Raw genomic sequence first — 13,671 nt, forward strand, 5'->3', positions numbered from 1 at the left:
CCTTACAATTCCTCGTTTTTATTTCTTAAGTAAAATCTTTCAATCCTGATTGAATGCTTATAAATGGAGGATATAATGGGCTTTTTAGATAGATATTTTCAACTCACTCAAAATAATACAAATATAAAAACAGAAGCCCTGGCAGGTTTTACAATATTTTTAACAATGCTTTATATCATCCCGGTAGGCTCACAAATTCTCTCTGAAGCCGGTATGCCAAAAAACGAACTTATCACTGCAATCTCTTTGGTAACCGCATTGGCAACTCTTCTTACAGGTTTATGGGCAAATACCCCTGTTGCCATGAGTGTTGGAATGGGATTAAACGCGTATTTTACTTATGGGCTTGTTCAAGGGATGGGAATTACTTGGCAACAGGCATTAGGAGCAGTTTTTCTCTCAGGAGTGATATTTTTGGTTATTTCTTTTACAAAACTGAGAATTTGGATCATGCGAAGTATCCCCAAAGATTTGAGATTTGCTTTGTGCGCAGGGCTTGGGGCATTTATTGCAACCATTGGATTTAAGTCATTGGGTTTTGTGAGTATCAACTCTTCGGGTCTTTTGGTTTTGGGCCATATTTCCTCTCCTGAAGTACTTATAGGAATATTTGGTGTGGTGGTGATGCTTTTGCTCCATACACTTAAAATTCAAGGGGCTTTTATTATTGGTATGCTCTTATGCACAGGAGTTTCATGGATTTTTGGTCTTTCTGCAACTCCTTCAGGGATATTTTCAACCCCCTCTTCGATATCAGATATTGCAATGAAATTTGATATAACAAGTATTCTAAATATTGCCCTCCTCCCTGCTATTATTACGCTTCTTATAGCAGATTTATTTGATTCTTTAGGTACATTAGCCGGCATAGGGGCAAAAGCAAAAATGTTTCAAGATACTAGCGGCAAAGATAAAAAACTTGAAAAAACACTTCAAGCAGATGCTATTGCCACTACCGGAGGAGCTATATTTGGAGTATCAACAACTACGGCTTTTTTAGAGAGTTCAGCAGGGGTAGCATCCGGAGGAAGGACAGGGTTGAGTGCCATTTTTACAGCATTATTTTTTGGTCTTACTTTGTTTTTATTTCCTGTTTTTAACTCTATTCCGAGCTTCGCAATATATCCAACCTTGATTGTTGTAGGGGCATTAATGTTTGCTGAGATCAAAAATATTGATTTTAAGGATTTAGCCGGAGCTTTGGCAAGTTTTTTTACAATTATTCTTATGCCACTGACTTCTTCAATTACTACAGGCTTAGCTTGTGGCTTTATAATATATGTTCTTGTATGTGCATTTCAAAGAAAATGGCACAAAATTAATTTGGGGGTAATGATTTTATTCTTAATCAGCCTTATATCCTTTATATTTCAAGCATAGCTAGTTTTTTGTCGTATAAAATTCAAGATTAGCAACCTTTCTGATAAAAAGCTTGTTTTGCGCACAAAGCTTATTTATCAAATCCAAGGTAGCTTCATCAAAAATATTTTTAGACTCATGAAGGCTTACAGGTCTCCTGGCTATGAAATCTATAAGATTTTCTCTTGAATAATGCAAATTCATAGAAAAAGAATTTTCTTTTCTGGATGGCAAAGAGACATACATCCCCTCAAACTCTTTGGCTATTTGGGCAAGTTGTTCGAAGCTCAAAGCCTCAATATTGTAAGCAGGAGGTCTATCAACACTCCCTAAGTCAATTCTATCAACATGAATTGATTTAAGAAAATCTACAATTGAACGGATGTCTTGACTTCTATCATTAATACCTCCAACCAACAATACCTCAGCGACTAACTCCCCTTTGTAGATAGAAGAAAAACTCCTAATCCCCTCCAACAATTCACTCAATAAAATATTTTTATAAGGTCTGTCTATACGTTTAAAACTATCTTCATTAGCGCTATCAAGAGAAAATTTTACAATATCAAACAATAACAATGCCTTTTGAATATTTTCTTTGCCAAATAAGGACCCATTGCTTAAGATTAAAGTACAAACCCCCTTGGGAATAAAAGGTTTAATGGCAATCATAAATTCATACAAATAAGGATAAAGCGTGGGTTCGCCATTAGCAGTAATCGTTAAGACATCAATATTTGGATATTTTAAAAGTCCATAACGCACACTTTCAATCAACTTGTCTAAATCAAGCACTTCTTGCATTTGCATTTGAGCTTTTTTCCCTATTAATTCACAATACAAGCAATCAAAATTACACTGCTTACCGCCGGGAGACAAGTCAATCCCTAGAGAAATCCCAAATCTCCTTGAAATAATAGGTCCAAATACAATATCTTGCATCACTCTACTTCAACCCTATGTTTGCATTTAATACATTCATGAATATGTTTGCCCCTATAAGTGCGATCACTCATCATATAGCCACATTCGGGACATTTTTCATTAATGGGTTGGTGGTTGGAAATAAAATTACATTTAGGATAATTCCCACACCCGTAAAACATTCCTCGACGACTTCTTCTAAGCAATATTTCTCCTCCACACTCAGGACATTTGACCCCTTCTAGAATTTGGGGATGATTAGAAGCACTCTTTAAAGATTTGGTATTTTTACAATCAGGATACCCGCTACAAGCCAAAAATTCTCCATTTTTACCATGCTTTTTAACCATTGGTTTTCCACATTTTTCACAAATCTCAGATGTTTGCTCTGTATTTTCTTCTTTATTTTCTTGAGGCTGAATGTATTTACACTTAGGATACCCGCTACAAGCGACAAATTCCCCATACCTGCCATTTCTTCTTACAAGCTCCTTGCCACATTTTGGACATAACTCCCCTGTAGGGATAACAATTTTTTGTGAAGCAATATTTTGCTTACCCTCAGAAATCTTTTTCATAAAAGGATCATAAAAATCCCATAAAACCTTCTGCCAATCCTCTTTATTTTGTGCAATATTATCCAGCTTGTCTTCCATGCTTGCGCTAAACTTAGAATCTACAATCTCATTAAAATAAGCTTCTAACATTTCAACAACCTTAAAGGCGCTTTCTTGGGGAAGAATTTGCTTTTTTTCTATTACAATATATTCACGATTTTGCAAAAGCGAAACTGTTGGGGCATAAGTACTGGGTCTGCCAATACCCAATCCTTCAAGATTTTTGATCAATGATGCCTCTGAATATCTTGGTGGAGGCTCTGTTGTATGCTTATTGTTTTGAATAGATTTTAAAGCAATAGGAGAATGAGATTTTAAATCCGGCAATAATTTATCTTTGTCTTCAACGCCCAAAATTTTATAATACCCATCAAATACTAATTTTCTGCCATTGGCTTTAAATTCTCCTTTATCGCATACAAAAGTAATACTTTGACTCTCAAAAACCGCATCTTCAATTTGAGAGGCTAAAAAACGATTATAAATTAGGGTATAAACTTTATACTCATCGGGCTTTAAATAATTTTTAGCAATTTGAGGGGTAAAATCAATATTAGTAGGCCTGATAGCCTCATGAGCTTCTTGGGCGCTTTTATTTTTTGTTGCATAATTTTTAGGCTTGGGGGGGAGATAGTTTTTACCCAATTCTTTGAGAATCTTATCTCTAGCCATATCTTGGGCTTCTTTAGCAATATTTAAGCTATCAGTCCTCATATAAGTAATAACACCCATTACACCATTATTCGTGCCTACTCCTTCATAAAGTCTTTGGGCAATTCCCATTGTTTTTGTTGGAGAATATCCCAAGAAACCGGAAGAACTCTGCTGCAATGTAGAGGTCATAAAAGGTGGAGGGGAAGGTGATTTTTTAGACTTTTTGCTAATTTCTCCTACTTGATAAGAACATTCTTTTAAAACATGGAGCATTTCTTCTGCCATATATTTATCCGTAATGCCTTGTTTTTTAATTTTATTACCCTCATAAACACTCAATTCTGCCTGAATGTTTCCTTCAAATACCCCATCAATTGTATAATAATCAATAGGTATAAATGCTTTAATCTCCCTCTCTCTATCAATAATAATTTTGAGTGCAGCGCTTTGGACTCTACCGGCGCTCAAACCTCTACTGATTTTACTTGCAATCAACCCACTAAGCTTAAACCCTACAATTCTATCCAAAAGTCTCCTTGCTTGTTGGGCATTCACTTTGTCCATATCAATATTTTTGGGATATTTTAAAGCATGCTCAATAGCAGTCTTTGTAATCTCATGAAACACAATACGCGGGAAAGTTTCCACATCTTTTCCAATAGCTTGAGTGATATGAAATCCTATTGCTTCTCCCTCTCTATCTTCATCGGTTGCGATATATGTAGTCTTAGCTTTTTTTGCCAAAGTTTTAATTTTTTCTACTATCTCTTTGTGATCTTTATCAATCTTATAATCAGGAATAAAATTTCCCTCTTCAATTTTAATCCCAAAACTTGATTTTGGCAGATCTCTAATATGCCCTTTGGAGGCAATCACTTCAAAATCATTATCCAAAAAATTTTTAATTGTTTTTGCTTTAGCAGGAGATTCTACAATAATTAGATCTTTCATTTTTTTTCTTTATAGTTGAAATTTTTAGAAATTCTAACACATTTTTGTTTTTTTACTAGAAATATTTTTGGAACACCTATTGCTTATTAAACATCAAAAAACAAAATAGCAAAGGATGCGATTATGAGTTTTAGGATTAACACCAATATAGCAGCCCTTACAGCTCATGCTGTAGGCATACAAAACAACAGAGACCTTGCAAGCTCATTAGAAAAACTAAGTTCAGGACTTCGGATCAACAAAGCTGCCGATGATGCTTCCGGCATGGCAATTGCAGATAGTTTGAGAAGCCAGAGTGAGAGTTTAGGTCAAGCAGTCAAAAATGCCAATGATGCCATCGGTATGATACAAGTTGCAGATAAGGCTATGGATGAACAAATCAAGATTCTTGATACTATCAAAACCAAGGCTATCCAAGCCGCACAAGATGGACAAACACTTGAATCCAGAAAGGCACTTCAAAGCGATATTCAAAGACTACTTGAAGAGCTGGATAATATTGCCAATACAACAAGTTTCAATGGGCAACAAATGCTATCCGGAAGTTTCTCCAACAAAGAATTTCAAATCGGTGCTTATTCAAATACCACTGTAAAAGCTTCTATTGGTCCTACAAGCTCAGATAAAATTGGTCATATCAGAATGGAAACTGCCTCTTTTGATGGCACCGGCATGTTAGCTTCCGGGGCTGGAGAGAATCTCACAGAAGTAGCCCTCAACTTTAGACAAGTAGATGGAGTCAATGATTATCAAATTGAAACAGCCAAAATATCAACTTCAGCAGGCACAGGAATTGGCGCTTTGAGTGAAATTATTAATCGTTTTTCAAACAAATTAGGTATTCGCGCTTCTTATAACGTTATGGCTACAGGAGGGGTGCCTGTCCAATCAGGAACCATCAGAGGTCTTGTTATCAATAATGTTACCATTGGGACAATTAATGATATCCATAAAAACGACTCTGATGGCAGGCTTGTCAATGCAATCAATTCTGTCAAAGATCAAACAGGAGTAGAAGCATTTTTAGATATTACAGGAAGAATTAACTTAAATTCAAATGATGGTAGAGCTATCTCTGTGCATGCCAATAGCGCTAGTGGTAGAATATTTGGTGGGGGTAATTTTGCAGGGATATCAGGTTATAACCACGCTATTGTTGGAAGACTTACGCTTACAAGAACAGATGCCAGAGATATTATTGTAAGTGGGGTTAATTTTAGTCACATTGGCTTGCATTCTGCACAAGGTGTTTCTGAATATACAGTCAATCTACGATCGATTCGAGGGGTATTTGATGCCAATATTGCCTCCGCATCAGGGGCAAATGCCAATGTCGCTCAAGCTGATCTCAATTGGCAAGGATTGGGAGCCGGTGTAACAAGTCTTAAGGGAGCAATGGTCGTAATGGATATGGCTGATTCAGCCAGAACCCAACTGGACAAAGTGCGTGCGGATATAGGATCTGTGCAGATTCAATTAGTGGCTACCATCAACAATGTTTCTGTCACACAAGTCAATGTCAAAGCTGCTGAATCCCAAATCAGAGATGTCGATTTTGCTGCTGAATCTGCAAGTTTCTCTAAATACAATATCCTGGCTCAAAGTGGAAGTTTCGCAATGGCACAAGCCAATGCTATCCAACAAAACGTTCTCAGATTACTCCAATAACTTTCTGACCACATAGGGTTTCCTATGTTGGCATCTATAAAATGCTAAAAACTTTCAACAAAAAGTTATGGGGAAAATTGATTAGCACGTATCCATTTTAAAATCAAAGTATTTGATTAAAATATTATAAAAACCATAAAATTAAATTCCTAAAATATAAGGAAACTGATGCAAAATATTTATCAAAAAAATCTTCAAGCCTTAAAAATTAAAGATCCCCTTTTAGCAATCGCCCTTAGCCAGCTTAAGCCTAATACAAAATTTGAGGTTTTCATGGATAGCGATCCTGCTAATTTTAATATTATTGATAAAAGCTCTAATACTCCTTTATTTATAGGAAAACCCCTAGAAGAAACCATGCAAAAAATTACAGATTTTGCTCCTTATACTTATTACCCTTATCTTTATTTTTATGGTGGGGGCAATGGTGTATTTTATAGCCTACTTTTAGGAAACTCACAACATCATCGTATTGTTGTGATTGAACCTGAACTTGAAATTTTATTTATTATCTTTAATTTAATAGATTTTTCTGAAGCAATTTTAAGTGACAGAATCATCTTTTTGTATTCTAAATTCTGTTCTTATCATATGATTGGCTCACTTTTTGAGATGGACAAAAAAGCACGCATTTACTCTAAAATCTATGATTTGCATATTTTCAATAGCTATTATGAACGTTTTCAAGCTGAAATTATTCAGTTGAATCAATATTTTATTAAAGCTATTGAACATAGCGTTATTAGTATAGGTAATGATACTAAAGATGCTATTATTGGCATCAAACAGCATATTCAAAATTTACCCGATGTACTCCATTCTCCAACACTCATTAACCTTGTAGAAAATCTCAAAAATCGTGATACTGCCATAATAATATCCACAGGTCCCAGTCTCAATAAACAACTGGATTTACTCAAAGATATAGCTCCTTTTGCAACTTTATTTTGTATTGATGCTTCTTTTCCTATTTTATATAAACACAATATCAAACCCGATATTGTGTTTTCGCTTGAACGAGTTGAAGAAACCGCACGATTTTATTATGATACCCCAAAAGAAGCTCAAGAAGATGTAGTTTTTGCTATTACTTCTATCGTCCATCCAAAACTTAAATCCTCTATTACTAAAGGTATCAAACAATTTAGTTTTCGTCCTTTTGGTTATACCAATCTCTTTGGTTTCCATGAATATGGTTACCTGGGAATTGGGATGAGTGCAGCAAATATGGCTTATGAACTTGTTGTGCATTCGCGTTTCAAAAATTGCATTCTTATTGGTCAAGACCTTGCTTTTGGTGATGATGGCAGCAGTCATGCTAAAAATGCCCTTTATGGAAGCGATGAAATCAAACCTAAAACTCAAAATGAAAAGATTTTTATTGAAAAATATGGGGGAAAAGGAGATGTCCAAACCACTAAAGTATGGAAATTATTTTTAGAATTTTTTGAAAAAGATATCGCCCAAACACCCTATAATCTTAAAGTAATCAATGCTACAGAAGGAGGGGCCAGAATTCATGGAAGTATAGAAATGAGTTTTCAAGAAGCCATTAAGCTTATTGATACTTCTATTCTAAAAGATCCTATCAGACTTACTTATCCGGATACATCCCTAAGTAAGAATAATATTTTAATTGCCGGAAAAAAAGCTCAAGATATCATCCAATATGGGATGAATCAAAAAGCCCGCATTGAAAAATTATTTTTAAAAGTAGCCAAATATACAGAAGAACTTGAAGCACTTAACAATCAAAATAATCTTGAAAAAATTAATTTTAAAAAATTATCTAAGCTCACTGATGAAATTGATACAATTAAAAAATTATTTGAAGATAAAAAATTCAATGATTATTTTGTCGATGCTATCCAATCTTATATCTTTCATCAAGAACTTGATATCGCTAGAATCGTAGTCAAATATACCAAAGATGAACTTGATTCTCAAGTGAAACAAGTTGAATGGATCTATGCGCATAAATATTGGCTTTTCAGTCTTGCAGGAGGAATTAATTGTGTGATTGATGTTGTCAAAGAAGCCTTAGAAAATTGGGATAATGCTTAAATTTATTGACTAAAATAAATCCAAAAACCATCAAATAAATTTATAAAATTATTTTAAATTTTTGAATTCAATACCTTTTTTTCATGATTTAAAAGCCACTCTTTTAAAGCCAATCCCCCAGCATACCCCACAAGTTTTCCATTATTTCCAATCACCCGATGACAAGGCACAATAATGGGAATAGGATTTTTTGAATTTGCGCCCCCAACAGCACGAGAATAATTAATAGAACCTATCTCAATGGCTAAATGTTTATAACTCCATATTTCACCAAATTTAATTTCACATAATTTTTTCCAAACCTTTTTTTGAAAAGCACTTCCTTCCATATCCAAAGGCAAATCAAAAGAAAAAAGCAAGCCTTGAAAATATCTATTTAACGCGCCGGCACAAGCCAGAGCAATAGAATTAGGATTTTGTGACAACTTTGTATCTGCAAAAAATACGCCCCTTATCCCAAGATCGCTACAATGAATATGGATATATTTCACCCCAAATCCATCAGGGGCGTCTATAAAATAATGATACATTCTATGGCTCCATTCAATCATTTTTATTATAAATTTTTGTCATTGTATCATCTTTCTCGCTGACTAATACCATGATATATTTTATTTTGAATCAAAATCTTATTATTTATAAACCCTAAAATACAAAATTCTAAAATCCATATGGATTATCCATCTAACAATCAAGCCCCTTGTAAATTTTCATAAAAATAAAATTATCTTTAATAAAATTCTTTCATTATAAAATAATAGATATAAATATTTCTATAGACTATTTTTATATTTATATCTATTTTTGATATTAACTATTTTTGATATACTTTTTTGTACCTCTATGTCACAGAAACAACTCACAATACAAAAGGAACGATAATGCAATATTTTAAAAATGGCAAAATTTTCAAAGAAGAAGGCAAATTTTATGAGGCAATGGGTATTGAAGATGGCAAAATTTCATGGTTGGGAAAAAATGAAACAATAAAAGACAAGAATGCTATTGATTTGGAACACGCTATTGTCATCCCTACTTTTATTGATTCACATACACATCCTGATATGGTCGCTAAAAATATAGATAGTATCCCATGCCTACCTCCTGAAATCAACTCTATCGAAGAAATTATTGATGCGCTCAAACAATCCCCTTATCACAATGGAGACTCCAATCAATGGATTGATGGATTTGGCTGGGATGAAAATGTTCTCAAAGAAAAAAGAGCCCCTACTTGTTGCGATCTTGATAAGGTCTCAACGATCCAACCAATAATGATTTATCATTCTTCCTATCACATCATTGCTTGTAACACCAAAGCCTTGGAAATCGCTCATATCAACAAACAAACCAAAGATCCAAAAAAAGGTAAAATAGGAAGATTTGAAAATGGAGAACCCAATGGCATCTTTTATGAACCAGAAGCCCTTGATCTTATCAGAAATAAACGAAAACCTACAAGTTTTGAAGAAACTGTAGAACAAATATTAAAGCTTGGCAAAAAATATAATCAACTGGGAATCAGCGTAGTGAGTGATATGTTTAGTCTTTATGAACCTGTTGATAGAATTAAAATCTATGAAGAAGCAAAGAAGCGAGGATTTAGGCAAAAAGTAGCTCTTTATTACGAGTGGAACAGTGTCAAAAGAAATGGGAAAAAACCTATCACAAAAAAAACCGGTGATATTTATGTTGCAGGTATCAAATTATTTATTGATGGTAGTATCGCCGGAAGAACTGCTTTTATGAAAGAAAATTATCCCAATGACAATCAAAGGGGAATGAAATTAATGGACGAAGATGAGCTGATGGAGGCACTTGAGTATGCTAGAGATAACGAACTGCAAATTGCAATCCATGTTATGGGCGATGGAGCCATTAAATTTCTTGTAGATACACTCAAAGATATCCAACCATGGATAAAAAATGCTCCCACAATACGACTTGAGCATGCTTCAATTATGTCAGTTTCACAACTTGAAGATATAAAAAAGGCTAAAATGTCTTTTGCCCTAGCCCCACAACCAATATTTTTATTTGCTGAATATGAAGCTTATGAACATAACCTTACTCCTGATCTACTCAAAATTGCCTATAGCATGAAAACTGATGATGCTTATGTCCTTACTACATTATCTAGCGATGCCCCTGCAACCCTTTGGGCAAATCCTGAGAATTTATATGTCACTCTTCAAGCAAGCACCAATCGCATCAGCGCAAACCATAAAGACATGAACAAAACAGAAGCCCTTAATGTTTGCCAAGCTATTAGGATGCTCTCCATCAATGGAGCCAAAATCTTAGGACTTGAAAATATTGGAAAATTAGATATTGGCTATGAAGCAAGTTTTCAAATTCTAAATGATGATATTTTCACAATGCCTGCCAATCAATTAGCTAATGTCTTACCAAAAGAAGTTTATTTGCATGGAAATAAGATCTGAAATTAAAGAAATTAAAGGTTATTTAAAACTCTTTAAAAAGAGTTTTAAATTTCTGGCAGCTTGGCGGATTCGATTTTCGTTTTCTATCAATGCAATCCTTACATACCCTTCTCCATGTTCACCAAATCCAACACCGGGACTCAAAGCAATTTTGGCTTCTTTTAATAAACGTTTAGAGAATTCTAAGCTACCCAAATGCTCTACACAAGGAGGGATTTTTGCCCAAATAAACATGCTGGCTTTGGGCTTTTTCATTTCCCAACCTGCCTCTTTAAAACTCTTAATCAAAACCTCCATTCGTTTTTCATATTTTTCTTTAATATCTTCAACGCATTCTTGAGGTCCATCAAGAGCTATTGTTGCAGCAATTTGCATTGGAGTATAAATACCATAATCTATCCAACTTTTAATTTTTTGGAGAGCTTCTATCATCTTTTTATTGCCCAGGACAAAACCAATGCGCCAGCCTGCCATGTTATAACTTTTACTCAAAGTATAAGTCTCAACAGCAACATCTTTAGCACCTTCTACCTCCAAAATACTAGGGGTTTGATATCCGTCATAACACAAATCCGCATAAGCAATATCACTAATAATATAAAATCTTTCTTTTTTAGCCATAGCTACAAGTCTCTCATAAAAACTTTTATATACGATGACCGTAGTGGGGTTATGTGGAAAATTAACGACAACAAATTTAGGCTTAGGCATTGCTTCTTTCAAAACTCTTGAGAGATTCTGAAAAAAACTATCTTCATGAAGCTCCATTTGTTCATTCCAACTAATCCCAAATCTGGCAACGTTAGCACCATTCAAAATAAAAGCATAATAATGGATTGGATAAGCAGGTTCTGCAACTACCGCATTATCTCCGGGATTTGTGATTGCTTGGATGAGATGGACATACCCTTCTTTACTTCCCATACTTACACACACTTCTGTATTTGGATCAAGATCAACATTGTATTTACGTTTATACCAATTACAAATTCCTAATCGCAGTTTATAAATACCTTTGCTAGCTGAGTAGCCATGATTTTTAGGTTTGCAAGCTGCTTCACAAAGTTTATCAATAATATGCGAAGGCGTCTTACCATCAGGATTTCCCATGCTAAAATCAATCACATCTTCATTATGACGTCTCATGTCAAGTTTAATTTCATTAATAGCTGCAAAAACATATTTTGGTAATCGCTTGATTTTTTCAAATTCTATTTCATCAAACATGCAACAACCTTTAGTTATCAAAATTTTCAAATTTTATTTGGATACCGCTCTTTATTATAGCAGGATTCTGCAGGTCTGTTACCATCATAAAACTTATCCCATTCAAAAGACTAAAAGTAATTTTATTAGTTGTTGTTGCTTGAGAAATAAGATTAATAATCTGCAAGTTTTTATCATAAAGCACAATTCTGGGACGCCAATAAGGCGTTTTTGACGTGATTGTAATGTTTCCTTGCCCTTGTGTGCTAAACCAATATTCCCCACTTACTTCTGTAATATCTAAAATATCTGAAGGCGCAATATCTCTGGCATTAGCAAGCTTAGGTTCATTTAATTCAACATCATATTCCCAATTTGTGATAGAGTTTCTTTTAATATCCATAAAAAGATACCCGCGCTTACTTAATTCAGCAATAATAATTGAAGGATCTAGGGCATGTTCAGTAGAAAAGCTAAAAGTTATCTTCGCAATTCCATCAAGATATTCTGCTTGAGAGACAGCAAAATATGAATAACCCATGGAAGAAAGAGCGCTATTGATACTCCTAGCCAAAAAAATAGGGGTTGTTTGAGATACAAAGGTGATATTCAAATCACTTGGCTTATCAAATTTTAAAATCAACAATCCATTATCTTTAAGTGTGCTAACAAGCTTGTTGATATTGATTCTCCCATCAGAATAAAAACTATCCTTATCTTTAAAAATTCGTTTAATAAAATTTTCATTGATACTATAAGCTTGAGTGCCAATAAGATTGCGTACTTTATCATCTAAAGCATCGCCATATAAAAAACTTATCCACAAAACAAAACAAAAAAATATTTTTTTAATCATTGATTTCTTGACCTGTCAATTTTAAGTATTGAGAATATTTAATCTGCTTTATCCCGTCTTTTGAAGTATATAAAAATCTCATTGGATAGGAGTTGTGATATGCTGTTGTTTTATCATCAAGTTGCATCGAAAATTCTCCATGCCCAAAAGATATAACCAATTTATCACTTGTAATTTTAATGCCATAAGTGCCCTCAATAATTTTTTGATATTTTTGATTATTTTGTAGATCGATTACCTCAATCCAAAGACTTTTATCAGAACCAATAATAATCTCATCGCCCATAGAAGATTCTTGTGATTTCAAATCAGAAGCTTCAGGAGGTATAGAAATTTCTGAAGAGGGCACCTTTTGCGCTGATTTTTCCGATTCATGATCACTTGCTTGTTGGGTTTGCTCTGATTGTGCTTGTGTCAAAGCTTCTTCTTGCTGATTATTCTGAAGATTTGGAGGGCTTGAGGGAGTTATATTTGTAGTTTTTTGATGAATGCTTGTATTCCCGGGAGAATTTGAAAATATATTTTTATAAACAAAATACCCTCCCAGAATAATTACCACAATAATCAAAGAAATATAAAATCTTTTTTTAGAAATTAATTGTTTCTTTCTTTCTGCAATCAAATCATCTATTGGCTTTTGAGTATCCAAATCAAGATTATTAAGGGGGTGTTCAACAGGGTGTGGTATCCCAATATTTTGACGCTCTTCTAATTGAGTAAATACATTCTCATCATATTCTTTAAGCCACTCACTCAAATCTACTTTATATTCCCTCTCCAAAATCTTTAAAAATCCCACAACCCTAACTCGTTGGAGATTTGAAAATCTCTTTTGAAGTATATCTTCTAATTTGCTTGCAGAAATTTTTGTTGTTTTTTGAATTTCTTTAATGCCAATTTTTTTAAGTATTTCTATTGCTTCTTCCAT

The 13,671-nt window shown here is 34.1% G+C and carries 10 protein-coding genes; 4 read left to right on the forward strand and 6 right to left on the reverse strand.

Annotated features, from left to right (window positions below; translation table 11 throughout):
- Nucleotides 1-75 precede the first annotated feature (75 nt).
- A complete protein-coding gene (locus BKH45_RS03545; RefSeq protein ID WP_095274105.1) occupies nucleotides 76-1,380 on the forward strand; it encodes an NCS2 family permease in 1,305 nt (434 codons plus the stop codon).
- Here BKH45_RS03545 and BKH45_RS03550 read toward each other — a convergent pair whose 3' ends face one another.
- The gene (locus tag BKH45_RS03550) at nucleotides 1,381-2,301 is read right to left on the reverse strand and encodes a radical SAM protein (RefSeq protein ID WP_095274106.1); all 921 of its coding nucleotides are present in this window, start codon (nucleotides 2,299-2,301) and stop codon (nucleotides 1,381-1,383) included.
- Nucleotides 2,301-4,505 (reverse strand): type I DNA topoisomerase, encoded by a 2,205-nt coding sequence (topA, locus tag BKH45_RS03555; RefSeq protein ID WP_095274107.1) that lies wholly within the window; start codon nucleotides 4,503-4,505, stop codon nucleotides 2,301-2,303. The genes BKH45_RS03550 and topA overlap by 1 nt, the downstream gene beginning before the upstream one ends.
- Nucleotides 4,506-4,628: 123 nt before the next feature.
- On the opposite strand from topA, the gene BKH45_RS03560 reads away from it, so the two are divergent.
- Entirely contained in the window at nucleotides 4,629-6,173 is a 1,545-nt protein-coding gene (locus BKH45_RS03560) for a flagellin B (protein ID WP_095274108.1), read from the forward strand.
- A 168-nt stretch (nucleotides 6,174-6,341) separates the two neighbouring features.
- Nucleotides 6,342-8,237: a motility associated factor glycosyltransferase family protein gene (locus BKH45_RS03565; protein WP_095274109.1), complete on the forward strand. Its 1,896-nt coding sequence runs from the start codon at nucleotides 6,342-6,344 to the stop codon at nucleotides 8,235-8,237.
- Between the two features lie 53 nt (nucleotides 8,238-8,290).
- Here BKH45_RS03565 and BKH45_RS03570 read toward each other — a convergent pair whose 3' ends face one another.
- Complete coding sequence (locus tag BKH45_RS03570; protein ID WP_095274110.1) at nucleotides 8,291-8,767, reverse strand: methylated-DNA--[protein]-cysteine S-methyltransferase; 477 nt, start codon at nucleotides 8,765-8,767, stop codon at nucleotides 8,291-8,293.
- A 351-nt stretch (nucleotides 8,768-9,118) separates the two neighbouring features.
- Between BKH45_RS03570 and BKH45_RS03575 the strand changes: the two genes are divergently transcribed.
- Nucleotides 9,119-10,681, forward strand: a complete 1,563-nt coding sequence (locus tag BKH45_RS03575) for an amidohydrolase (protein ID WP_095274111.1) — start codon at nucleotides 9,119-9,121, stop codon at nucleotides 10,679-10,681.
- Between the two features lie 18 nt (nucleotides 10,682-10,699).
- Here the strand turns inward: BKH45_RS03575 and BKH45_RS03580 are convergent, their stop codons facing one another.
- Genes BKH45_RS03580 through BKH45_RS03590 form a run of 3 tightly spaced genes read right to left on the reverse strand, consistent with a single transcriptional unit; the run spans nucleotide 10,700 to nucleotide 13,671 of the window.
- Nucleotides 10,700-11,908, reverse strand: coding sequence for an LL-diaminopimelate aminotransferase (locus tag BKH45_RS03580; RefSeq protein ID WP_095274112.1), 1,209 nt, complete (start codon nucleotides 11,906-11,908; stop codon nucleotides 10,700-10,702).
- A gap of 10 nt (nucleotides 11,909-11,918) precedes the next feature.
- A complete protein-coding gene (locus tag BKH45_RS03585) occupies nucleotides 11,919-12,743 on the reverse strand; it encodes a hypothetical protein (protein ID WP_095274113.1) in 825 nt (274 codons plus the stop codon).
- Nucleotides 12,736-13,671 (reverse strand): hypothetical protein, encoded by a 936-nt coding sequence (locus tag BKH45_RS03590; protein WP_095274114.1) that lies wholly within the window; start codon nucleotides 13,669-13,671, stop codon nucleotides 12,736-12,738. The genes BKH45_RS03585 and BKH45_RS03590 overlap by 8 nt, the downstream gene beginning before the upstream one ends.

This window comes from Helicobacter sp. 11S03491-1, assembly GCF_002272835.1.
Taxonomy (GTDB): domain Bacteria; phylum Campylobacterota; class Campylobacteria; order Campylobacterales; family Helicobacteraceae; genus Helicobacter_J.

What these genes read in the sequence shown, in the direction of transcription:
- BKH45_RS03575 (WP_095274111.1), top strand. Translation starts at nt 9,119, where the DNA reads ATGCAATATTTTAAAAATGGCAAAATTTTCAAAGAAGAAGGCAAATTT.
- topA (WP_095274107.1), bottom strand. Translation starts at nt 4,505, where the DNA reads ATGAAAGATCTAATTATTGTAGAATCTCCTGCTAAAGCAAAAACAATT.
- BKH45_RS03560 (WP_095274108.1), top strand. Translation starts at nt 4,629, where the DNA reads ATGAGTTTTAGGATTAACACCAATATAGCAGCCCTTACAGCTCATGCT.
- BKH45_RS03590 (WP_095274114.1), bottom strand. Translation starts at nt 13,671, where the DNA reads ATGGAAGAAGCAATAGAAATACTTAAAAAAATTGGCATTAAAGAAATT.
- BKH45_RS03545 (WP_095274105.1), top strand. Translation starts at nt 76, where the DNA reads ATGGGCTTTTTAGATAGATATTTTCAACTCACTCAAAATAATACAAAT.
- BKH45_RS03550 (WP_095274106.1), bottom strand. Translation starts at nt 2,301, where the DNA reads ATGCAAGATATTGTATTTGGACCTATTATTTCAAGGAGATTTGGGATT.
- BKH45_RS03585 (WP_095274113.1), bottom strand. Translation starts at nt 12,743, where the DNA reads ATGATTAAAAAAATATTTTTTTGTTTTGTTTTGTGGATAAGTTTTTTA.
- BKH45_RS03580 (WP_095274112.1), bottom strand. Translation starts at nt 11,908, where the DNA reads ATGTTTGATGAAATAGAATTTGAAAAAATCAAGCGATTACCAAAATAT.
- BKH45_RS03570 (WP_095274110.1), bottom strand. Translation starts at nt 8,767, where the DNA reads ATGTATCATTATTTTATAGACGCCCCTGATGGATTTGGGGTGAAATAT.
- BKH45_RS03565 (WP_095274109.1), top strand. Translation starts at nt 6,342, where the DNA reads ATGCAAAATATTTATCAAAAAAATCTTCAAGCCTTAAAAATTAAAGAT.